Source organism: Candidatus Pelagadaptatus aseana (assembly GCF_040362265.1).
GTDB lineage: Bacteria > Pseudomonadota > Gammaproteobacteria > Pseudomonadales > Cellvibrionaceae > Pelagadaptatus > Pelagadaptatus aseana.
In genome coordinates, this window is record NZ_BAABNJ010000004.1 from 51,652 (window position 1) to 73,565 (window position 21,914).

The 21,914-nt window shown below is 51.0% G+C and carries 19 protein-coding genes and 1 pseudogene; 16 read left to right on the top strand and 4 right to left on the bottom strand.

What is annotated here, in order from left to right; translation table 11 throughout:
- Nucleotides 1-24 precede the first annotated feature (24 nt).
- Nucleotides 25-1,752: a bifunctional isocitrate dehydrogenase kinase/phosphatase gene (gene aceK, locus ACPXV9_RS07055; protein ID WP_423895747.1), complete on the bottom strand. Its 1,728-nt coding sequence runs from the start codon at nt 1,750-1,752 to the stop codon at nt 25-27.
- A 131-nt stretch (nt 1,753-1,883) separates the two neighbouring features.
- On the opposite strand from aceK, the gene ACPXV9_RS07060 reads away from it, so the two are divergent.
- Nucleotides 1,884-2,951 (top strand): polysaccharide deacetylase family protein, encoded by a 1,068-nt coding sequence (locus ACPXV9_RS07060; protein WP_423895748.1) that lies wholly within the window; start codon nt 1,884-1,886, stop codon nt 2,949-2,951.
- A 112-nt stretch (nt 2,952-3,063) separates the two neighbouring features.
- Nucleotides 3,064-4,311 carry an HD-GYP domain-containing protein gene (locus ACPXV9_RS07065; protein ID WP_423895749.1) on the top strand — a complete coding sequence of 416 codons (1,248 nt, stop codon included), beginning with the start codon at nt 3,064-3,066 and terminating at the stop codon, nt 4,309-4,311.
- Nucleotides 4,312-4,368: 57 nt separating this feature from the next.
- Here ACPXV9_RS07065 and ACPXV9_RS07070 read toward each other — a convergent pair whose 3' ends face one another.
- From ACPXV9_RS07070 to ACPXV9_RS07080, 3 genes are read right to left on the bottom strand one after another with little or no spacing between them, the layout of a single operon-like run.
- Entirely contained in the window at nt 4,369-5,235 is an 867-nt protein-coding gene (locus ACPXV9_RS07070; RefSeq protein ID WP_423895750.1) for a glucosaminidase domain-containing protein, read from the bottom strand.
- Complete coding sequence (locus tag ACPXV9_RS07075) at nt 5,235-5,918, bottom strand: replication protein P (RefSeq protein ID WP_423895751.1); 684 nt, start codon at nt 5,916-5,918, stop codon at nt 5,235-5,237. Before ACPXV9_RS07075 ends, ACPXV9_RS07070 begins: the two co-directional genes overlap by 1 nt.
- Nucleotides 5,830-6,984 (bottom strand): DnaT-like ssDNA-binding domain-containing protein, encoded by a 1,155-nt coding sequence (locus ACPXV9_RS07080; RefSeq protein WP_423895752.1) that lies wholly within the window; start codon nt 6,982-6,984, stop codon nt 5,830-5,832. Before ACPXV9_RS07080 ends, ACPXV9_RS07075 begins: the two co-directional genes overlap by 89 nt.
- A 157-nt stretch (nt 6,985-7,141) precedes the next feature.
- Between ACPXV9_RS07080 and ACPXV9_RS07085 the strand changes: the two genes are divergently transcribed.
- The 14 genes and pseudogenes from ACPXV9_RS07085 (at nt 7,142) to ACPXV9_RS07150 (ending at nt 21,901) form a co-directional block, all read left to right on the top strand.
- Nucleotides 7,142-8,335, top strand: a complete 1,194-nt coding sequence (locus tag ACPXV9_RS07085) for an iron-containing alcohol dehydrogenase (protein ID WP_423895753.1) — start codon at nt 7,142-7,144, stop codon at nt 8,333-8,335.
- 245 nt (nt 8,336-8,580) lie between these two features.
- Nucleotides 8,581-9,813 carry a sensor histidine kinase gene (locus ACPXV9_RS07090; protein WP_423895754.1) on the top strand — a complete coding sequence of 411 codons (1,233 nt, stop codon included), beginning with the start codon at nt 8,581-8,583 and terminating at the stop codon, nt 9,811-9,813.
- 1 nt (nt 9,814) lies between these two features.
- Complete coding sequence (locus tag ACPXV9_RS07095) at nt 9,815-11,308, top strand: sigma-54-dependent transcriptional regulator (protein WP_423895755.1); 1,494 nt, start codon at nt 9,815-9,817, stop codon at nt 11,306-11,308.
- Between the two features lie 144 nt (nt 11,309-11,452).
- Entirely contained in the window at nt 11,453-11,617 is a 165-nt protein-coding gene (locus ACPXV9_RS07100) for a PA3496 family putative envelope integrity protein (protein WP_423895756.1), read from the top strand.
- A gap of 231 nt (nt 11,618-11,848) precedes the next feature.
- Complete coding sequence (gene fliE, locus ACPXV9_RS07105) at nt 11,849-12,226, top strand: flagellar hook-basal body complex protein FliE (RefSeq protein WP_423895757.1); 378 nt, start codon at nt 11,849-11,851, stop codon at nt 12,224-12,226.
- Nucleotides 12,227-12,260: 34 nt separating this feature from the next.
- Nucleotides 12,261-13,955: a flagellar basal-body MS-ring/collar protein FliF gene (gene fliF / locus ACPXV9_RS07110; RefSeq protein WP_423895758.1), complete on the top strand. Its 1,695-nt coding sequence runs from the start codon at nt 12,261-12,263 to the stop codon at nt 13,953-13,955.
- The gene (fliG, locus tag ACPXV9_RS07115; protein WP_423895759.1) at nt 13,948-14,976 is read left to right on the top strand and encodes a flagellar motor switch protein FliG; all 1,029 of its coding nucleotides are present in this window, start codon (nt 13,948-13,950) and stop codon (nt 14,974-14,976) included. The genes fliF and fliG overlap by 8 nt, the downstream gene beginning before the upstream one ends.
- A 36-nt stretch (nt 14,977-15,012) precedes the next feature.
- Nucleotides 15,013-15,978 (top strand): flagellar assembly protein FliH, encoded by a 966-nt coding sequence (locus ACPXV9_RS07120; RefSeq protein ID WP_423895760.1) that lies wholly within the window; start codon nt 15,013-15,015, stop codon nt 15,976-15,978.
- Nucleotides 15,965-17,383, top strand: a complete 1,419-nt coding sequence (gene fliI / locus ACPXV9_RS07125; protein WP_423895761.1) for a flagellar protein export ATPase FliI — start codon at nt 15,965-15,967, stop codon at nt 17,381-17,383. Before ACPXV9_RS07120 ends, fliI begins: the two co-directional genes overlap by 14 nt.
- Nucleotides 17,384-17,400: 17 nt before the next feature.
- Nucleotides 17,401-17,841, top strand: coding sequence for a flagellar export protein FliJ (gene fliJ / locus ACPXV9_RS07130; protein ID WP_423895762.1), 441 nt, complete (start codon nt 17,401-17,403; stop codon nt 17,839-17,841).
- Between the two features lie 307 nt (nt 17,842-18,148).
- Nucleotides 18,149-18,427, top strand: a complete 279-nt coding sequence (locus ACPXV9_RS07135) for an STAS domain-containing protein (RefSeq protein ID WP_423895763.1) — start codon at nt 18,149-18,151, stop codon at nt 18,425-18,427.
- A 28-nt stretch (nt 18,428-18,455) separates the two neighbouring features.
- A pseudogene (locus ACPXV9_RS07140) lies at nt 18,456-18,816 on the top strand (response regulator).
- A 20-nt stretch (nt 18,817-18,836) separates the two neighbouring features.
- Nucleotides 18,837-21,326 carry a chemotaxis protein CheW gene (locus tag ACPXV9_RS07145; RefSeq protein WP_423895764.1) on the top strand — a complete coding sequence of 830 codons (2,490 nt, stop codon included), beginning with the start codon at nt 18,837-18,839 and terminating at the stop codon, nt 21,324-21,326.
- Between the two features lie 23 nt (nt 21,327-21,349).
- Nucleotides 21,350-21,901 (top strand): chemotaxis protein CheW, encoded by a 552-nt coding sequence (locus ACPXV9_RS07150; protein WP_423895765.1) that lies wholly within the window; start codon nt 21,350-21,352, stop codon nt 21,899-21,901.
- Nucleotides 21,902-21,914 lie beyond the last annotated feature (13 nt).

Below are 21,914 nucleotides of genomic sequence, written 5' to 3' on the forward strand. Positions count from 1 at the left end.
GGCCGGTTGAATGTGATCGGTTGATTAGGGCCGGTTGAAGCGAATTTTTTTACGGTAGGCAAAGGTGTTACGAATGACGCCGCGCTCTATGGAGTCCTGAATGCCCTGCCAGTAGTGATAATCATAGAGATCGCTGTGCTGTTCCTCAAAGGCCTTTTTGGCTTTGGGGTTGCCGCTGAAGAACAATCGAAACTCCTCCGGGAATATGTCGTTTTCTGCAACTGTGTACCATGGTCTGTCTGCCATTTCTTCCGCTTCGGTTCGGGGTTCAGGGATCTTGCGGAAGTTACATTCAGTGATCAGGACAATCTCATCGTAGTCGTAAAATACCACGCGACCATGGCGGGTAACGCCAAAGTTCTTGAGCAGCATATCGCCGGGAAAAATATTGGCATCGGCCAGTTGCTTTATGGCGTTGCCGTATTCATCCATAACATCATATATGGCTTCGTCATCGGCTGTTTGCAGATAAAGGTTCAGCGGTATCATTCGTCGCTCAGTATAGAGATGACGGATGATCACCCACTTGTCGGTGAGAATGATTTTGGAGGGGGCCACTTTCATCAATTCATCAAGTAGCTCACTGCTAAAGCGGTTGCGGTAAAAGATAAAATTTTTGTATTCCTGAGTATCCGCCATGCGGCCAGCACGCTCACTGCGCGACACCAGCTTGTATTTTTCTTTGACGATTTTCTCCGTGACCTGCTTGGGATAATCAAATTTGTCTTTGATGACTTTGAAAACTACGTCGTAAGAGGGCAGAGTAAAAACACTCATAACCATCCCCTTGATGCCTGGTGCTATAACAAACTGATCATCACTGCGTTTCATATGCTCAATGATGTGGCGATAGAATTCTGTTTTACCGTGCTTATTAAAACCGATGGCCGTGTAGAGCTCGGTTAACTCTTTGTTGGGCATCAGGGTATTGAGAAAACGCACCAGCCGAGAGGGAATGGGTGCATCGACCATAAAGTACGAACGGGTAAAGCTGAAAATGATACTGGCGCTGTCCTGATCGAGGATCACGGTGTCGATGTAAAGCCCGCCTTTCTCATTGTTGAGCACAGGAATAACGATGGGGATAAGACCGTTATGGTGGCGAATTCTGCCAACCAGGTACGCGCACTTGTTGCGATAAAATACCGACTCCAGAATGTCGATGTGCACCTGCTTCAGTTTTTCGCTCTGACAGTATGGTTTCATGCAAGCACAGAGATTGGCGACATCGCGCTCTTTATCTTCCCAGGGAACCGAAAACTCAAAGTCATCGAGCATGACGTTCAATACTTCGGGTAGGGAATGATTGATGTCGTAGCTCATGTAAATACTGTAACGCTTGAGTGGTTTGTCATCGAGACTGCGAGAGGGTTTAACAAACAGATGGCTGTCGTGAATGTGCTGATGACTGAACTGAGCGCAAAACACCGAGTTGAAGAAGGTTTCAGCAATTTCGTAATTGCTGTGATCACAGACCAGTTGGCTGTAGGCCAGGCGAGCCATCTTCCAGAGCTCCAGATTGTTGACGTCTTTGCTGGTAACGCTGCCGACCAGATCCATGACCTGATTTACTTTACTCTTGTAGAGTTCAATGCGATTGAAATGTGATTGCTGAACGGCCTGCCAGTTGCCTTGCTCAAATCGGGTTTTGGCTCCCAGAGTAAGGTTCTGGAAGTCGGCAAAATAGGCTTCAAAACCGTTGAGAATGGTTTTGGCTATGCGTCTGGCTGCAGGGATAATATTACTGTTCATTGGCGTTAATGCTGCGAGCTCTGGGGCGTTTGTGTCGATGGCCTGACAGGCATCTATCCTGTAATAATAGCCACCTGTTGATGGTTTTCACGGTGTGACGTGGTTTTAGAGAATTTACAAGGAGAGGGGGGATGATAAAGCGGGTTGTGTGCTGTTTATTGCTTGCCGGTAGTGTACTTTCCCTGCCTCTCAGGGCCGCTGTAATCCTGCAGTATCACCATGTCGGCAGCGGCTATCCTGATGCCACCTCGGTATCGGTTGAACGCTTTCGTCAGCACATGGATTATCTGCACGAACAGCAGTTCAGCGTGGTCAGTCTGGTATCGCTGGTTGATGCCATTAAACAGGGGCGAACACTGCCGGAAAAGGCCGTCGTCATTACCTTTGATGATGCTTATGAAAGTGTACTTTTGCATGCCACACCGATCTTGCAAGACCGGGGCTGGCCCTACACCGTATTTGCCAGTACTGAAGCGGTTGACAAGGGTTATCAGGGTGTCATGTCCTGGGAGCAATTGCGCGAGATCTCACGACGGGGCGCGGATATTGCCAATCACACGGTTTCACACAGTCATTTGATTAGACAGTATCCGGAAGAGTCTGAGGACAACTGGCAGGAGAGAGTCGGGCTTGAGATTGACAGGGCCGAACAGCGGATTCAGGACGAGGTGGGGCACAGCCACAAGTTACTGGCATTTCCCTATGGCGAGTACAATCTGGCTTTGCTGCAACTGATGGCCAGCCGCGGCTTTGCCGGAGTGGGGCAACAATCCGGGGCTCTGGGTGACTGGATGGACGTACGTCTCCTGCCCCGTTTTCCCTTCGCCGGTGCTTATGGTGATCTGCAGGATTTTGCCATCAAGGTTAATAGCCTGCCTTTACCGGTGGCGTCCGTGGCTTTTCAAGGGGAGAGCTATTCGCACTGGGTTGAGCCTGTATTATCTGGTCCATCCAGGCCTGTGTTGAAGATAAAATTCGGTTCGGAAAGGCTGGATGGTTTGCGTTGTTATGCTACCGGGCAGGGGCAGATTGATGTGGATATTGTTGGGAGTGAGGCCAGAGTGACAGCCTCTGCTGCTCTGTTGCCGGGTCGCTCACGCTATAACTGCACGGCAGCGGGACCGCAGGGGCGCTTTTACTGGTTCTCGCAGTTATTTATCATCCCGCAAAAAGATGGCAGCTGGTACCCGGAACCCTAGTGAAGGTCGGTCAATTAAGGGCTGAGAGCTTGGTGTTTTTGGCGCAAAAATGATTATAATGATCGTTTCTAAATCTCGATTCATTGACAGTGGCAGTTCAGAGCGGAATTGAATGGCATCCATTAAAAAAATAACACCGGATCTGTTGCAGGTAGGCATGTACATTACCGGCATGGAAGGCGGCTCTAACGATGAATCGGCACGGTTGCGTAATGAAGGTCTTTTGACCCGCGTCCAGACGGTTGAAAAACTCAAGCAGATGGATGTCAGGACGGTTTACATTGATGTCGAAAAGGGCATCGATTGCATCGGCAGTGTTGACGACGTTCAAATCAGCCCCACAAAAATTGAATTACCGCAGCCTTCGCTGGACGACTTACCCCCACCCAAATCACTGGATACCGATGACATTGGTAAGACGTTGGTCAGCTTCGAGCAAGAGATGGGTGACGCCGTTGAGCTGCACAGCAAGGCGCTGTCTCTGGTAGACGATGTGATGCATGACGTTAAAATGGGGCGGGCTCTGGATCTGACCACCGTAGACGACATCGCTTCGGAAATTACCGCCTCGCTGGTCAATAATCAGAATGCACTGGCAAGCCTGATGCGCAAACGCTCGATGGATGCCTATCTGCTGGAGCACTCCATGAATGTCTCGGTGTTGATGGGCATTATGGTGCGCTCGTTAGGCTACCGTGAAGACATCGTCAAAGAGCTGGTTCTGGGAGCCTTTCTGCACGATATTGGCAAGGTCCGGGTTCCGGACGAGATTTTGCATAAACCCGGCAAATTGACCAACGAAGAGTGGGATGAGATGAAGCGCCACGTCGATTACGGCATTGAGGCGCTGGAAGAGGTTGATGGTATCTCCCCTCTGGCCAAATCTATCTGTGCCCAGCACCATGAAAAGCTCGATGGTACCGGCTACCCCTACGGTTTGGATCACACCCAGTTGCCCCGACATACCCGAATTGCCTCGGTGGTGGATGTCTATGATGCGGTAACGGCGGATCGTTGTTATCACAAAGGCATGGAGCCAACTGTGGCTCTGAAAAAAATGCTGACCTGGACCGGTGATCATCTGGACAAGGACATGGTGTACCAATTGATTCGATGCCTGGGTGTCTATCCGCCGGGCTCTTTTGTGGAACTGGAAAGTGGCCATATTGCCATGGTGCAGGAGCATCATCCGGCGAAGCCTAACCGCCCGGTGGTACAGATGGTCTACGACCCCAAGCGCCAGAAAGCTCTGGATGGCTTTGTGGTCGACTTACGTAAATACGACACCTATGGTGTCGCCATAAAAGCGGCCAACCCTGAACAATACGGATTGAATATTTCTGATTTCCTGAAAGATTAAAAGGGCAGACAGTTTTTACAGTATCTGCCGTGCTATTGGTTTCAGGTTGCTACTTTTTCAGGTCGCTGCTTTTTTAGATTCTAGGATATCCGGATATTGCTGCAATTTGTTGTAGCGAATCATGGCCTGCAATTCCTCAATATAGGCCTCGCCGCGGCTGGAGTAATGCTCCAATCCTTCTGCCAGTTGAATGGCATCAATTTTCTGATTGTTTTTGCGCATCTCCGCGCGGATACGGCGTAATTTCCGATAACTTTGATTGCGGTTAAGGTTCAGAAAGTAGGCCTCGACCGAGGCGTCAGCGGATTTGAATCTGGCTACTTCGTGAGTGGCTCCGGTGTTTCTTTGCTTGGGTACGACGCCACAACCACTGCTAAAACACCACTGGCCAAAATAGTTGTTGGCTTCTGTGGCAAAGCGCGAGGTCCCCCAGGCCGATTCGTTGGCTGCCTGAGCCAGTACCAGGGCTGCTGGAATGATATCCACATGCACTAACAGTTCGTCGATCAATGCCTGATATGAGAGTCGCTCAGCGTCGGGCACTCGATAGCGTTTGGCCAGTTGTTGCACCGTTGCCAACTGTTCCGTTGTGGGGGCGTTATTGTGCTTCTGGGCTATCAGCCATTGGCGTTGCTGCGAAAGGGTGGCGTTTTGCTGATGTATGGCCGGCAGCAGAAATTCAAAAAAGCGCTGCTTCTTTTCCTGAACATTGCCGATTGCAGCAAAGTCAGGTGCTGTCCGGTGACTGATGATCGGGCTGATGGGAAGTAAAGAGCCCGCCATTGTTTTCAGATTGTGCTTGCTGCTGATCTGTTGCTGGTGTGAAATCAGCCAGAATGTCAGGGTCAGACAGGCTATGGCGTAGCCTAGAAAGGCGATGCCAAGGATTGGTTTCTGAGAAGGAGTTGGTTGCTGCGGAGACATCACAGATCCAATTGTTGGCGAAGTTCATCCAACCGTTTTTGATTCTCTTCCCGTGACAGAGGGTGTTCGATGTGTTCCGGCAGTTGTTTTAACTGCGGTTCGGGCAAGGCTTCCCCTTCCATAACCCGCTGGCACAGGGACAGATAGTTTTCTTTGAAAATGGGGAAAGCCACTTTTTCTGAGCTGTTGGCGAGCATAAACCAGTCACTGTTCCTGCCGGCGTGATAGACCGCAGGGTGGCTCCAGTGAAACGAGGCTTTGGGCGAGGGTGCCTGACAGGCTTCGATATAAGCCGCATGGACGTCTGGCAATCCGTGACTTGCCGCTGAACCCTGACACAGTTCGATCATTTTATGCAAGGTCGGCAGGTATTCACACTGCTCGATGGCCCGTTTGGCACCCATCAATATTTCTTCCGGGGGGAATCGCTGCAGGGTTTCAAGCCACAACCGTTTTGCCTGATTCAGTGTCTCGATATTGCCAAAGGCACTGAAGTACTGGTTGTGAAAATTGATCCGGAACAACTCGAATGTTTGATTGATGGCGTCAATCAGATCGTTGCTGGGGGGGAGCCGGTTTTGCTGGTGCGACTCTTCAGCTGGCCCAGCTTCTGTCGTTAAGCTGTTCTGAGATTGAGCGATCTTTTGTTCTACCTGATTGAGAACCTCTCGGGTGTCCTTCATGTACAAGACCTTGTTGCGTGTTCAGGGAGTGGCGTTGAGCCCAATGGTATTTTACATGCTGCAAAAATTTGGTATTCCAGGAGGCGTAGACGCGGTTACTGTCACGCCAGAATACAATAAATTCTGGCAGAAGTTGCAGGGCAAATTCCCGATCAATATTGGCCATGCGCAATATGTCGAATACATCGGCGCCCGGTTGCCAGTTTTCGGGGATCGGGCGAGGTTCCGCCTCATGTTCTGATGCGGCAGTAAAACGTGCCCATTGGCGACGGACGTGCTGGATAAATTTGGTGTTCCAGGTACGGGATTTTTCGCCGCGCTCGCTCCAGTAGAGAATAAACTCGGGGATGGCATCTTCTATAAAGCTGCGGTTAATGCCGGCCTGCCGGGTCATGATATCCATGGCGTCGAGGCTTGGTTGCCAGCCACTGTGCATCAGGGTGTCGGTATCCCGCTGCTGATCTTCCCATGCCTGTTGGGAACGATGCTTGGCCCAGTTGCGCTGTACTCGCTGCAAAAATTTGGCCCCCCAGGAGCGGTGTGATTCACCGCTCTCGCGCCAGAAGGTCACAAATTCGGGCACCTGGGCTCGGATAAACTCCTCTGGGATATTGTGTTGGGCAATGCGAGCCAGGGTTTCCCGGTCCGGTTGCCAGCCGGGAGAAATGGGGCAAGCCCCCAGTGTGTAGTTGCCCGGCAGAGCTGGGGCTGCGGACTGGGTGTGAGGGTAAGCCGAAGGCGGAAGGGAGGATGATCCCGATTCTTCGTTATAGGCAAAGATTAATTGCCGGCTCTCGGAATAGGGGGCTGATTGCAGTAACAGGATGCCTTTGGCTCGCAGCGCTTGACTGACTCGCTGGATATCATGGACTTGCCAAAAAGGCAGAGCGGCTTCCAGTTGCTCACCATAAACTTCGTACCAGTGATGCCCCTGACTGACCACCCCTTGCACGTAGCGGGTCATTTCCGTCAAAACGCTGAGCAGTGTTGCCTCTTCAAGGCCAATGGTGGCAGCAAGGGAGGGCGAAACCAATATGGGGTGTTCGGGAATCAGGGATGAAGTCATTACGCCACTTTATCATTTTTAGAATTGGGAGTCGTTATTCTTGTGTTGTAAATGAATCAAATATGTCAGCTTGGGAATGACGTAAATGAATCGGGTTCATTTATAATCTGTTGCCAGTGTTACTTAATATATAACGATTAAATAAGGGTAAGTAAGCATGTCTCTGCTGTATAAATTGAAGGGCCGTATCGTGTCCTCACTTCTCAAATTTCTGCCAATTCAACTGCCTGTGGTCTTCAAGGGCGCCGGTTCTACCGTGCAGCTGTGTGGTCAGATCGATTCTCTCGGTTACTCAAAAGTACTGATTGTTACCGATGAGGTATTGCACAAACTGGGTGCTTTGGATGTGGTTAAGGCAGAACTGGATAAATCGGGCATCGCTTACGCTATTTATGACAAGGTTCAGCCCAATCCGCTGTTCAGTCAGGTACTTGAGGCGCTGGCATTATTCCAGCAAGAACAGTGTCAGGCGGTGGTATCCATCGGTGGTGGTTCTGTGATTGATGCCGCCAAAATGGTGGCCATGATGCACACCAATCCGGGCGATAAGCTGAAAAAATACGACGGTATCCAGAAATTCAAAAAAGCGGGTGTCACCCAGTTTGTGGTGCCCAGCACCGCTGGTACCGGTTCCGAAGTGTCTGTTGGTGCTGTGATTACCGACGATACCACTCATGCCAAATTCGTGATTATTGATACCAAAATGGCTCCCCAGTACGTGGCTCTGGATTCCGAAATTATGAAGGGCATGCCTCCGGGGATTACCGCAGCCACTGGTATGGATGCACTGACCCACGCCGTTGAGAGCTATCTGGCAACCGGCGGTGGTGAGGCTTCCGATTTGCAGGCCAAGACCGCCACCAAGCTGATTTTCAAATACCTGAAACGTGCCTATCAGAATGGTGAGGACATGGAAGCTCGCGACAATATGGCTCTGGCGGCGTTTTACGCGGGTGTGGCCATGTCTCGTACATCACTGGGCTATGTTCACGGTGTGGCTCACCAACTGAGTCGCTTGTGCGAAACACCTCATGGTCTGGCTAATGCCATGGTATTGCCTGAAGTTCTCAGTGCCTATGGCAACAGCGTGCATAAAAAGCTGGCCGATCTGGCACGAGAGGCGGGTATTGGTAATGCCGATGACAATGACAGTCAGCTGGCCAATGATTTTATTCAGGCCATCAAGGATCTGCGCAGCGATATGGCCATGCCTTTGAAGCCCAAGGGCTTTAAGCCCGAGTACGTTCAGGATGTCACCGATGCGGCCATTTCCGAGACCGGTAATCTCTACCCTGTGCCTCGCTACATGTCCAAAGCCGAAATCAGTGTTGTGGTACAAGGACTGGTTTAATACAGACTTCCTTTCGCTTAATGCCAGGGCCTTGCCCTGGCTTTTTTTTGCCCGCCATTCATTAAATCCCTTTTTGATTCTTGACGGAATTTTGACTTTCCTCTTTCGTTTTTTCTTAACCTGTTGATTTTAAATAATTTATTTTATTGGCATTCCCTTTGCTAATACAGATGTATTCCGTGTCTTTGTGTTGGTTTATTGACACAAGACCATCGGCAATCTGATTTATACAGGGAGACGAGCCAATGGCGTTGGCCGCCGCTTTACCAGAGACTGAAGCTGTCCGCTTACATGAGGATCATTCCAATGATCGCAATATGGCGGATGTGCGTTCCGCATTTGCGGCTTTCCGCAAGATGTCGCAACAGCTGTCCGATTCTTATGAGGTGCTGGAGGAGCGAGTTGCTGATCTGACCGAGGAGCTCAATACCGTCTCTCACCAACGCATGGAAGAGTTGGCGGAGAAAGAGCGCATCGCTGATCGCCTGGAAAATCTGTTGAGTGTGTTGCCCGGCGGTGTGGTAGTGATTGACGCCACGGGGCGGGTGAGTGAGGCCAATATGGCTGCCAAAGAAATGCTGGGCGAGCCGCTTGAAGGCGAACTTTGGCGCGATGTCATTCAGCGCAATTTCTGCCCCCGTGAAGACGATGGTCATGAAATTTCAACCCGTGATGGCCGCCGTTATAGCCTCTCGACCCGCTCGCTGGCGGAAGATGGACAGATCATTTTGTTAACGGATCAAACCGAGACTCGCAGACTACAGGGCGAGCTGAGTCGCCATGAACGACTGTCTGCGCTGGGACAAATGGTGTCAGCACTGGCCCATCAAATTCGCACCCCTTTGTCTGCGGCCATGCTCTATGCCGGACACCTGTGTGGTGGTGCTTTGTCGCCAGCTCAGCAGCAGCGCTTTTCCGAGAAGCTGATGAAGCGTCTTAACCACATGGAAAGGCATGTTCAGGACATGCTGACTTTCGTTAAGGGTGAATTGCCTTTGCATGATCTGGTAACTGCGGGTGAGCTTCAGGGAGCGCTGAACGAAGAAATGGAAATGGTGCTCAAGACCAGTCATGCAGCCTGTCACTGGGATAATCAGGTGTCAGGGCAGTTATTGCGTTGCCATAAGGATGCGCTGATTGGTGCTCTGCTGAATCTGGTCAATAACGCCGTGCAATCCCAGGCTGAAGGCGTCGAGCTTCAGATACAGATGGCCCCTTGCGGGGATGAGGCTGTGGCCATTGAGGTTCGTGATAATGGACCGGGGATGCCCGCTGATGAATTGAGTAAAGCCAAAGAAGTATTCGTGACGTCCAAACCCCAGGGAACCGGCTTGGGCTTGGCCGTAGTTGAAAGTGTCGTGAGACGACACGGTGGAACATTTGAATTGCAGTCCGAAGTTGGGGTGGGAACCTGTGCCCGTGTGCTTTTGCCACTGGCTCAATTTGCCCCGACACAGACGAAAACTGATGGAGTTTAAGATGGCGCTTGCAGCAATGCCTTTGGATATGGATTCAGCGGGAAAACTGCTGATCGTAGAGGATGATCTGGATCTGCGTGAGGCAGTGGAAGATACCCTGATGCTGTCAGGGTATGAAGTTGTTACTGCTGACAGTGGTGAGGTGGCCCTGCAGCGGTTGGCCGCACACAGCGACATTCAGTGTGTTATTTCAGACGTCAATATGGGCGGTATGGATGGCCACGAACTGTTGCGTCAAATTAAAAAGCACTACCCGCACATACCGGTGGTACTCAATACTGCCTACGGCAGCATTGATCGCTCGGTTGAAGCCATGCGCGATGGCGCGGTGGACTATCTGGTTAAGCCTTTCGAACCCAAGCTTCTGCTGGAAACGGTAGGTCGCTATGTGGGCAACCGTGGCGGTAATAATGACGGCGAACCGATTGCCAGTGATCCAGCCAGTCAGCAGCTGTTGCAATTGGCACGCCGCGTGGCGGAAACCGATGCAACGGCATTGATTATCGGTGAATCCGGGACCGGTAAAGAGGTGCTGGCGCGTTACATCCACAATCATTCGCCCCGGGCCAAGCAGCCATTTGTGGCTGTGAACTGTGCAGCCATTCCAGAGAATATGCTGGAAGCCATGCTATTCGGTCATGAGAAGGGGGCTTTTACCGGTGCCTATACCAGTGCTCCCGGTAAGTTTGAGCAGGCAGATGGCGGCACCTTGCTGCTGGATGAAATTTCAGAAATGGATCTTGGGTTGCAAGCAAAATTGTTGCGGGTCTTACAGGAGCGTGAAGTCGAGCGCTTGGGAGGCCGTAAGACCATCCCTCTTAATGTTCGTGTCATCGCCACTTCCAACCGCAATATGCGTGAGTATGTGGCAGAGGGTAAGTTCCGTGAGGATCTCTACTTCCGATTGAGTGTATTGCCTCTGCAATGGGCACCACTGCGTGACCGCAAGGCGGATATTCTGCCTTTGGCAGAGCAGCTGCTGGCCAAGCATTCGGAAAAACAGCACCGTCCGGGTATGCAGATCTCTCCGGCGGCCGCTGATGCTCTGGTCGCACACAGTTGGCCAGGCAATGTTCGTGAGCTGGATAATGTGATTCAGCGGGCATTGATACTGCAAACCGGGGAGACCATTGAACCCCATGATCTGGGATTAGAGGCCGATGTCTGCTTCAGTGATAAGCCCAGTCTGATGAGTGTAGCTGTAACACCCGATGTCACCGATACGTCTAGCAGTCATCAAGTTCAGGAAGCTTCAGCGCTGGTGGTGAGCAGTGTCAATAAATCGGCAGAGGTCGAGTCTGAAGAGGATATGGCCCCGGACTTGGGTGGTGATCTGAAACAGCGCGAGTTTGAAATTATCGCCAATACGCTCAAGCAGGAGCGAGGCAGTAAAAAGAACACCGCGGCCAGACTGGGAATCAGCCCCAGAACCCTGCGCTACAAAATTGCGCGCCTTAAAGAAATGGGTATGGATATCAATCAATTGGCTTATTAGAGGATTGATTTGGACTGAAAAAGACAAAAAAGGTGTCATAAAGCAGTCAAATTACAGCGGTATCGTGACCTCTCCGTTTGGTCGGATTAGTTTCTGGCTTAACCAGACTATAAACATAAAAAATAACCGGTTGGAGTGAAAGCTATGGAAGCCCAAAAAGTTACCCAAACCCCGTCTCGCGCAAAAGCAGCCTCAAAGCGCGGGCCATCCAAAGTCGCACAGCAGGAAATGGAAGCCCGCCGTCGTTTGGAAGAAAAGCTGGAACAGCGCCGTCTCGAACGGGAGCTGATGGAGTTTGATTTCGAGTGACCAGTTATTGATCCTATGTTGAGTAAAAAGCCCTGCAATTGCAGGGCTTTTTTTGTTTCTGGGTGGTGTATTTTTAGGCCGTGATTGGCCGATTTTTATCCATTAGCGGCAACCGGCAAAAAATAATCTTAAGCGGCAATAATTGGCCTGCTTTGTGCAATAACTCGATAAATCCAATAGAGCAGCCAAAAAAATGGCGGCCACAATTGAGTTTACCGAGAGCAAAAAATAATGACTGATCGAATGGATATAAGCCGCTTGCTGGTGGAAATGCGATCCCTCAAGTCCCAGTCCCAGGCGTTTCAGCCGCCACAGGGGTTGTCTGCCCGCGACGTTGCCGCCCCCGGTCTGGGGAATGGCGCTGCGGTCAAACCGTCAGAAAAAATCCCTTCCTTTGGTGAGTTGATGGAACAAGCCGTCAACAAGGTCAACGATGTACAGAAGCAATCGTCTGCCATTGCCAAGGCCTATGAGCAGGGTGATCCCAATATCGATGTCTCCGACGTAATGATTGCCTCTCAGAAGTCCAGCGTGGCTTTTCAATCCGCACTGCAGGTTCGTAACAAACTGATCGAAGCCTATCGTGATGTTATGAACATGCCGGTATAACTCCGTAAAATTTTTGTTTGGGAAAGAATAAATCATGGCGACAGCAGAAACAGACATGGATATGACGGAAGCACCGGCCAAGAGCAGAAGTGCCAGCGACCTGATCGAAGGCTTCAATAACCTCAATATCCTCCGACAGGCTGGCTTGATGGTGGGATTGGCGGCCAGTGTGGCCATCGGTTTTGCCGTGGTGCTATGGACTCAGGGTGAAGACTACCGGCCTCTTTATGGCAGTCTGGATCGTCTGGATTCTGCCGAAGTGGTGGATATTCTTGAACAGTACGATATTAAATTTAAGGTTGATGGCAGCACCGGTGCCCTGCTGGTGGCCTCTGAGGATGTTCATCAGGCACGCTTGAAACTGGCCGAGGCCGGCGTTCCCGGTGAGAACTCCATTGGTTTTGAGTTGCTCGACAAGGAGCAGCCGCTGGGTACCAGCCAATTTATGGAAAATGCCCGCTTTCGTCGCAGTCTGGAAGGTGAGCTGGCCAGAACCATTACCAGTATCAATACCGTGCGCAGCTCCAGAGTGCATTTGGCGATACCCAAGCGTTCGGTTTTTGTGCGTGACCCTCGTCGTCCCAGCGCTTCTGTTTTTGTAGAGCTTTACCCCGGTCGTGGCATTCGTCCCCAGCAGGTGAAGGCCATTGCCAATCTGGTGGCTTCCAGTATTCCTGAGCTGTTACTGGAAAATGTCACCGTGGTGGATCAAAAGGGCAATCTGTTGTCCAAGGGCGAAGAAGACGAAGAAATGCTGGCCGCGGCCAAGCACCGTGATTTTACCCGCAAAATGGAAGAAGACATCACGCTGCGCATCAACAGCATTCTGGAGCCTATTGTCGGCTCCAACAGCTTCAAGGCTGAAGTCAGCGCCGATGTGGATTTTACGGCGATCGAACAGGCCGAAGAGATTTTTAACCCCGATCTGCCCGCTGTTCGCAGTGAGCAGACCCTGGTGGAAGACCGAGCCAATAATATGGTCGGTGGCATTCCCGGTGCCTTGACCAATCAGCCGCCAGCCGATGGCGCAGCACCTGAAGAGGCCGAGCCGGGTGCAGGTCCCAATGGCGCTGGTCAGTCGAACCGCCGTGAGCAGGCAACCCGCAACTTCGAATTGGACAGAACCGTTAGCTACACCAAGCATCAACAGGGTAAACTACGTCGTCTGACTGTGGCGGTTGTGGTCGATGATCGCCTCGCCATTGATCCGGTCAGCGGCAATGAAATACGCCAACCCTGGACTGATAATGAGCTGGAGCGACTTTCGATTCTGGTTCGCGATGCCGTGGGCTTTTCAGCCGCGCGAGGCGACAGTGTCAATGTATTGAATACCCCGTTTGTGGATCGCGATCAGGACCTGTTTGTAGAGCGTCCCTTCTGGGAAGAAGAGTGGGTTCAGTCCATAATCAAACAATTGGTTGGCTTGATCGTCATTCTGGTATTGATTACCGGCTTGCTGCGCCCGGTACTGAAAAGCCTGTCGGTCAGTGGGGCTCAGACCAAAGAGGAAGAAAAAGCCAGAGAGATGGCCGCCCTCGAATCCGCCGGACTGGACAGTTTTGAAGGCTTGTCCGATGAGACCGTGACATTGACCGGTGGTGATGCACTGGCTTTGCCAAGCCCTGAAGAAAGTTATGAGCAACAATTAAATGCCGTTAAAGGTCTGATTGCCGAAGATCCGGGTCGGGTAGCTCAGGTGATCAAGCGTTGGGTAAACGAAGATGAGTGAAGCTGAACAAACACAAAATGCCCCAGTGCTGAAAATGCCCAAGGTAGAGCAGGCCGCTGTTCTACTGATGACGCTGGGCGAGGCTGATGCCGCAGAAATTCTCAAGCATATGGGGCCTAAAGAGGTACAGCGACTGGGCACAGCCATGTCGCAGCTGGCCAATGTTGAGCAAAGCACCGTTGAGGCTGTACTCGGCGGATTTCTCGATGAAGTGCGAACTCTCACCGGTTTGGGCATGGGTTCAGACAGTTATATCCGCAATATGCTGGTCACCGCCCTTGGTGAAGATAAAGCCAATGGCTTGATCGATCGAATTCTGCTGGGTGGTAATACCACCGGTCTGGATACTCTGAAGTGGATGGAGGCTCGATCTGTAGCCGACATTATTCGCAACGAACACCCGCAAATTCAGGCCATTGTGATGGCTTATCTGGAAGCGGATCAGGCGGCAGAAATCTTGTCTTACTTCCCGGATAAGGTTCGTCTCGACATCATGATGCGAGTGGCCTCACTGGATACGGTACAGCCGAGTGCTCTGCAGGAGCTGAACGATATTCTCGAGAAACAGTTCTCTGGCAATGCCAACTCCCAGACCAAAGATATGGGTGGTTACAAAGTAGCTGCAGAGATCATGAACAACCTGGAAGGTTCCATCGAGGCCGATCTAATGGAGGCCATCAAGGAAACCGACGAGGACATGGGCAACCAGATTCAGGATCTTATGTTTGTCTTCGACAACCTCAAAGAAGTGGACGACCGCGGTATTCAGGCGCTGTTGCGCGAGGTTTCCTCGGAGATTCTTATCGTTGCCCTCAAAGGTGCCGACGAAATCCTGCAGGAAAAAATCTTCAAGAATATGTCCAAGCGTGCCGCCGAGTTGCTGCGCGACGATCTGGAGGCCAAGGGACCGGTCAAAGTATCGGAAGTCGAAGGTGCCCAGAAGGAAATCCTTACCATTGCCCGCCGCATGGCCGATGCTGGCGAAATTATGCTGGGTGGCGGTGGCGAGCAGATGCTCTAACCATTGGCGTGCAGTTTTAGCCTTAGGAAAGATTGAATGTCCTCAAAAATGCCGGTTCTGATCACGGCGGAAGAAGCCGCTGACTACCAAGCCTGGAGCCTGCCCGGGTTTGATGGTGATGGCAATGTCCTGCCCACGGCAGAAAAAGAGGCCCGTGATCGTCAGTCGGATGCTATTACCGAGCCTGAGGAGACCCCGCAAGCGGAGCCAGCTGTTGAAGAGCATCAGGAAATCATCGAAGACGTCACCGCCGAAGAGGTCAGTTTTTCCCCCATAACCGCCGAGGAATTGCAGGCCATCACCGATGCTGCAGAGCAGGAGGGTTTTGCCAAGGGCAAGGCCGAGGGGGTGGTTTCGGGCCACAAAGAAGGCTTGGATCGAGGTTATCAGGAGGGGCTGAAAAAAGCTCAGGTCGAAGCGGCCCAGAAGCTCAACGAGCAAGTAGGGCAACTACAGGCGATTGCTCAATCCCTGATGCAGCCCATTGCGGAGCAGCAACACCAGATTGAGCGCATGTTGGTGGATTTTACCTGTGCTCTGACCCGGCAATTGGTGGAGCGGGAGTTAACCACCGATTCTTCTCATGTGCTGATCACGGTTAAAGAGGCGCTGGCAGCTCTGCCGGTGGGTGCCGAAAATATTACCCTGTTTTTGAACCCTGACGATCTGGCGCTGGTTGAAAGCTACGCCGAGCGGCAGGGTGAAAAGTGGCAGTTTATTGGCGATGCTGATTTGTTGCCGGGCGGCTGCCGGCTTAAAACAGAAGCCAGTCTGGTGGATTATTCAGTCGAATCGCAATTGTCTGAATTGTTGCAATTATTTAAAAACAAACAACTAGTGGGTAGCGACGATGGCAGTCAGTTTGATTGCCCGGAAGCAGCCGTAGAGACCGAATCTGAAGTGGCGGACAAACTTTCCGCAAGTGATACAGAGCAGGAACTACCCGAGGCTCAGGATACCAGCCAGTCAACCGATCAGGATTCGGGCAATGAGCCTGTTTGATCAGCTTAAAGAATATCGCCCAACACGGCCGTTCAAATATGAGGCGTTGGCTGAGGGGCGCTTGACGCGGCTGGTGGGTATGACACTGGAAGCGGTGGGCTTAAACGTTTCGGTCGGCCAACAGTGTGAAGTGATTACGGCGGATAATCGCAGCATCGAAGCTGAGGTTGTCGGTTTTGCTTCAGGCAAGGTCTACCTTATGCCCATTCAGCATTTTGAAGGGGTTCAGCCCGGTGCGGTGGTCCGCCCGCTTGGGGCTCACAATGGGATTCATATCAGCCCCCAGCTGATGGGACGAGTCATAAACGGCTTGGGACAACCACTGGATGGCAAGCCATTATGGCCTGGCGATGAGTTTCTCGATTTTACCCCGCACACCATCAATCCGATGAAGCGTCACCCAATCAGTGAGCCGATGGATGTCGGTATTCGTGCTATTAATTCCCTGTTGACCGTTGGTCGGGGCCAGCGTATCGGTTTGTTTGCCGGCAGTGGCGTGGGTAAAAGTATGCTGCTGGGAATGATGACCAAATTTACCAAAGCCGATGTGGTTGTGGTTGGTCTCATTGGCGAGCGTGGCCGGGAAGTGAAAGAGTTTATTGATCATATCCTCGGGGCCGAGGGGTTGCAGCGCTCCATAGTTGTGGCTTCACCGGCCGATGATGCGCCCTTGATGAGGCTGAGGGCGTCACAGCTGTCAACCCGGATTGCCGAGCACTTTCGCGATCAGGGCAAAAACGTGCTGCTGTTGATGGATTCTCTGACCCGTTACGCACAGGCCCAGCGTGAAATTTCTCTGGCCATTGGTGAGCCTCCGGCGACCAAAGGCTATCCGCCATCGGTTTTTGCCAAGATTCCACAACTGGTTGAACGCGCCGGTAACGGTGAAGAGGGTGGTGGCTCGATCACGGCTTTTTATACCGTACTGACCGAGGGTGATGATTTGCAGGATCCGATTGCCGATGCGGCCCGCGCCATTCTGGATGGCCATGTGGTGCTGTCGCGTCGTCTTGCGGAAGAGGGCACTTATCCGGCGATTGATATCGAAGCATCAATCAGTCGGGCAATGCCGAATATTGTCAGCGATGAGCATCTGAAGATGATGCAGCGCTATAAACAGCTGCAGTCACTGTATCAGCAGAACAAAGACTTGATTAACATCGGCGCCTACGTCAAGGGTTCGGACCCCAATGTGGATATGGCGATTGAGCGTCAGCCGCATTTTCGAACATTTGTGATGCAGGGCCTGAAAGAACCTGTGTCATTTGAGCAGAGTCAGGCGGAAATGAATGCTCTGATGCGTCCTGTATTGCAGGCACCTCAAGCGAAGGCTGCCGGTCCGCGTAACGGCGGTGCATTACAGGGGCAAAGACAGGCCCAGGCTCAGGCTCAACAGTCTCAATAAAATTGTGATGTAATTCTATGGCTCAATTGAGATCCAAGCGTATGACCATTGTTCTGCAGTTAGCAGAGCAGGCAGAGCAGAGTGCCGCAGAATTGTTGCAGCAATATCGGGATCAGTTAAATGCTGCTGAACAGCAACTGCAACAACTGCTGGATTATCAGCAAGAATATATTGAGCAAATCAATAGCAAACAGCAGCTGTCAGCGCGTGAGATGATCAGCGATCGCTCGTTTATTGGTCAACTGGATGACGCGGCCGGCGCACAGAGACAAAAACTTGCCAGTTGTCATCGGCAATGTGACGAGGCGCTGGCTGCCTGGCAAAAGGCTTATCAAAAACGCAACAATATTGCCGATTTGATAGAGAAAATGAGACTCGATGAAAATGCGCTGATGGAAAAGCAACTACAGAAAGAAATTGACGAACTTTCTTCACAGAGTCTGCTGCGAAAATCCTGATTTATTTCGATTGATTTCAAGCGGTTTTAAAAAAAACACCATTTCTGCTTTTACTTTATTCACCCTGATGTATCTCTGAGCAATTGCCTTATCTGGCTAACTAGAATCATTCTGATTTATGGCTAAACTATTCAGATGTGCCTCATTTGGGTCGATCATCTCAGAACCTGATAAGGCCTGCTGCCTTTTCTGGCAGTAAAAATGTAATTTTTTAAATGTAATTTCAGAATAATTATAAAGTTCCGGGCCGGGCTACCGATAGCCTCCATACAGTAACGGCCTTCGCTTTTGTATTCAGGAGATTTTCATGGGCAACTCGACTTCTGTAGACCTGCCAGAAAATTTGACCATCGCCACGGTTGAAGCACTGCATGAGCAGCTCGATCCTCATGCTGTGGGCAGCCAAGACGTGGTATTGAATGGCGCATCTGTAGAGAGGGCGGATACTGCAGGATTGCAAACTCTGTACGCTTTTCATCAGGCACTTAAGGCTCACAATGCCGAAATGTCCTGGTCTGCAACGTCACCTGCGTTGATTGATGCCGCAGAAAACCTCGGACTGAAAGAGCATTTAGCACTCGATTGATTTTTGATAAGCCAAATGGAGAACTTGTATGGCTAAGATTCTTGCCGTTGATGATTCCGCATCAATGAGACAAATGGTGTCCTTCACTTTGAAGGGAGCGGGGCACGATGTGATTGAAGCGGTTGACGGTGTCGATGCGCTTGCCAAAGCCAAGGGGACCCCACTGGATCTGGTTATTTCCGACGTCAATATGCCCAATATGGATGGTATTACCCTGATTGCTGAATTGCGCAAGCTGCCAGCGTTTAAATTTACTCCTATGCTGATGCTGACCACGGAATCTGGTGCCGACAAAAAAAGCACAGGGTAAAGCTGCCGGTGCTACCGGTTGGATTGTTAAGCCGTTCAATCCTGACCAATTGCTCAATACCATCAAAAAGGTACTGTAAGACCAAAGGATGGCCAAACCATGAGTATCGACCTTTCGCAATTTCATCAGGTTTTCTTTGAGGAGAGCTTCGAAGGGCTCGATGCTATGGAAACGGCTCTTATGGAGCTGGATCCTTCTGATATTGATTCAGAAACCATCAATACCATTTTTCGTGCGGCCCACTCCATCAAAGGGGGCAGTGCTACTTTCGGTTTCTCCATTGTTGCTGAATTTACCCATGTGCTTGAAACCTTGCTCGATGAAGTCAGGGCCGGAAATCGGGGTATCAGCCAGGATGATGTTGATTTGTTTTTGCAGTCGGTGGATTGCCTGAGGGAATTGCTGACTGCGCTGCAGGCGGAGGAAGAGCCTGACAGTCAACAATCCGAAACCTTGAAGACTGCTTTTGAAGCCATTTTAAATGGTGAAACACCGGCTCCCGCTGATACTCCTGATACGGCGGCAGAGTCTGAAATGGTGTTGGCTGAGCCTGCAAGTACTGACGACGATACAACGGTCTGGAATATTCGTTTTATTCCCTATCGCGATGTATTGCGTACCGGTAACGAACCTCTGCGAATGTTTCGCGAGCTGTCCGATTTGGGTGAGGTTAAAGTTCAGGCCTTGGTCGATGGTGTTCCTGCTTTCCCACAAATGGAGCCTGAAGCCTGCTATCTGGGGTGGCAAATTAGCTGCACAGGTAATGCCTCTCGAGCGGATATCGAAGAGGTATTTGAGTGGGTGGCGGATGAATCCGAGATTGTTATCTCTGAGGGCGCGGCTAGCGATTCACAGGGTCAGAGTTCAGCTGCAGCTGGCAATGACTGGTGTATCCAATTCAAACCCAATGCCGACATTCTGCGCACCGGTAACGAACCTCTGAGGATTTTTCGGGAACTGGCAGATGCCGGTCAGATTCGTGCTGAGGTGGATGTCAGTAATGTACCCGCCTGGTCGCAACTTGACAGTGAAGCCTGCTACCTGTCCTGGTCTTTACAGTTATCGGAGGCGGCCACCCGGGAGCAAATTGACGAAGCTTTTGAATGGGTTGCAGACGAATCCGATATTCTGATTCAGGCCGGAGAGTCTGAGGTCGAACAGCAAACTGTTGATGCATCAGCTGTCGAAACTGAAGCCCCTGTTAACCAGCCGCCAGAAGAACCTGTTGTGGCTGAAGTTCCAGAACCCACAGAAATTCAATCGCAGCCTGTCGAGGTGAAGCCTCCAGCAGATCCAAAACCGGTTCAGGCACCGACTCCAGCCAAACCAGCAGCGAAAAAGGCCTCCACGGAATCTTCCTCTATTCGGGTTGGTATCGACAAGATCGACAGCCTGATCAATATGGTTGGCGAGTTGGTTATTACTCAATCCATGTTGGGACAATTGGGTACCGACTTTGAAATGAGCCATATGCCCAAGTTGCTGGAAGGATTGAGCCAGCTTGAGCAGAATACTCGCGAGCTGCAGGAAAGTGTCATGCGCATTCGCATGCTGCCAATCAGCTTTGCCTTTAATCGTTTTCCCAGAATGGTTCGCGACTTAAGTCGCCGTCTGAATAAGAATATCGATTTGGTTTTGGTGGGTGAGCAAACTGAACTTGATAAAACCGTGATGGAAAAAATTGGCGATCCACTGGTGCATCTGGTGCGCAACTCCGTCGATCACGGCATTGAATCTCCGCAAGAGCGGTTGGCTGCAGGTAAAAGTGAAACCGGTGAGATCGTTCTCAATGCCTATCATCAGGGTGGCAATGTGGTCATCGAAATTACTGATGATGGTAAAGGGCTTAACCGTGAAAAATTACTGAGCAAGGCCATAGAAAATGGCTTGGTTGCCGAGAGCGATGCTGCGGCTATGAGCGACGATCAGGTCCACGATCTGATTTTCCAGCCGGGCTTTTCTACCGCCAAGGAAGTCAGCGACGTATCCGGTCGAGGGGTCGGTATGGACGTTGTCCGACGTAATATTCAAGAATTGAATGGCTCTGTCGAAATTACTTCCAAAGAGGGGCAGGGCTCACGTATTACCATCCGTCTGCCCCTGACTCTGGCCATTCTGGATGGCCAGTTGGTCAGAGTGGGAACTCATACCTACATCTTCCCGTTAGTGTCCGTGGTGGAATCCATGCAGAACCATCAGGACATGATGAGTAATGTGGCTGGCAGCTGCGATGTCTTCAAACTGCGGGATGAATATGTGCCGGTTATCCGATTGTTTGAGATCTTTGGTATCGAACCGGATAACCAGATGGTGGATGATTCGCTGCTGGTGGTCGTCGAATGCGACGGTGAAAAAGTCGGCATTGTGGTTGACGAATTAGAAGCACAACAGCAGGTTGTAATCAAAAGTTTGGAGCAAAACTATCGACGTGTTGAGGGGATCTCCGGTGCCACTATTTTGGGTGACGGTACTGTGGCTCTGATTCTCGATATTCCCGGTCTGGTGAAACTTGCCGGTATCAATCATCAAATGAGATCCCGCGTGATGAATTTAGCCGGCTCTCATCAAAGTGTTCAGCACATGGCCTGACTGCCTGATAGAAGGAGAATACAGTGACATTGAACCCTGAAATACAATCGACGGAAGGATTGGCCTCAGAGGCTGGTACCTCAGCGGTTGATGATGGCAATCAGTACCTGACCTTCTTTATGGCGGGGGAAGAATACGGTGTAGACATTCTCTGTGTACAGGAAATTCGTGGGTGGGAATCTGCCACTCCGATCCCGAACGCGCCACCTAATATCAAAGGTGTGATTAATCTTCGCGGTACCATTGTTCCCATTATTGACCTGCGCCAATGCTTTGGTCTGGATGCCATTGAGTACAGCCCGGTAACGGTTGTTATTGTTCTGAAAGTCCAGTCAGAAAATGGCAGCCGGGTTATGGGCATTGTGGTTGATGCAGTGTCCGACGTTTACAACCTTTCAGTAGAAGATATGCGAGCAGCGCCGGATCTGGGTGACTCAATCGATACTGCTTTTATCAAGGGATTGGTGAATGTGAATGACCGAATGGTGATTTTGCTGGAACTCGATAAGTTGTTAAATCTCGACGATATGCCGGATTTGTCTTCGGTGTCATCGGCAATAAAAACAATTAACTAGAATCTGCTGTCAA

Bases quoted from the DNA above. Each gene is read 5' to 3' on its own strand.
- ACPXV9_RS07080 (WP_423895752.1), bottom strand. From the start codon at position 6,984: ATGACTTCATCCCTGATTCCCGAACACCCCATATTGGTTTCGCCCTCC.
- ACPXV9_RS07145 (WP_423895764.1), top strand. From the start codon at position 18,837: ATGAGTATCGACCTTTCGCAATTTCATCAGGTTTTCTTTGAGGAGAGC.
- ACPXV9_RS07070 (WP_423895750.1), bottom strand. From the start codon at position 5,235: ATGTCTCCGCAGCAACCAACTCCTTCTCAGAAACCAATCCTTGGCATC.
- ACPXV9_RS07085 (WP_423895753.1), top strand. From the start codon at position 7,142: ATGTCTCTGCTGTATAAATTGAAGGGCCGTATCGTGTCCTCACTTCTC.
- ACPXV9_RS07095 (WP_423895755.1), top strand. From the start codon at position 9,815: ATGGCGCTTGCAGCAATGCCTTTGGATATGGATTCAGCGGGAAAACTG.
- ACPXV9_RS07135 (WP_423895763.1), top strand. From the start codon at position 18,149: ATGGGCAACTCGACTTCTGTAGACCTGCCAGAAAATTTGACCATCGCC.
- ACPXV9_RS07065 (WP_423895749.1), top strand. From the start codon at position 3,064: ATGGCATCCATTAAAAAAATAACACCGGATCTGTTGCAGGTAGGCATG.
- ACPXV9_RS07090 (WP_423895754.1), top strand. From the start codon at position 8,581: ATGGCGTTGGCCGCCGCTTTACCAGAGACTGAAGCTGTCCGCTTACAT.
- fliI (WP_423895761.1), top strand. From the start codon at position 15,965: ATGAGCCTGTTTGATCAGCTTAAAGAATATCGCCCAACACGGCCGTTC.
- fliF (WP_423895758.1), top strand. From the start codon at position 12,261: ATGGCGACAGCAGAAACAGACATGGATATGACGGAAGCACCGGCCAAG.
- fliJ (WP_423895762.1), top strand. From the start codon at position 17,401: ATGGCTCAATTGAGATCCAAGCGTATGACCATTGTTCTGCAGTTAGCA.
- aceK (WP_423895747.1), bottom strand. From the start codon at position 1,752: ATGAACAGTAATATTATCCCTGCAGCCAGACGCATAGCCAAAACCATT.
- ACPXV9_RS07100 (WP_423895756.1), top strand. From the start codon at position 11,453: ATGGAAGCCCAAAAAGTTACCCAAACCCCGTCTCGCGCAAAAGCAGCC.
- fliE (WP_423895757.1), top strand. From the start codon at position 11,849: ATGACTGATCGAATGGATATAAGCCGCTTGCTGGTGGAAATGCGATCC.
- fliG (WP_423895759.1), top strand. From the start codon at position 13,948: ATGAGTGAAGCTGAACAAACACAAAATGCCCCAGTGCTGAAAATGCCC.
- ACPXV9_RS07075 (WP_423895751.1), bottom strand. From the start codon at position 5,918: ATGAAGGACACCCGAGAGGTTCTCAATCAGGTAGAACAAAAGATCGCT.
- ACPXV9_RS07120 (WP_423895760.1), top strand. From the start codon at position 15,013: ATGTCCTCAAAAATGCCGGTTCTGATCACGGCGGAAGAAGCCGCTGAC.
- ACPXV9_RS07060 (WP_423895748.1), top strand. From the start codon at position 1,884: ATGATAAAGCGGGTTGTGTGCTGTTTATTGCTTGCCGGTAGTGTACTT.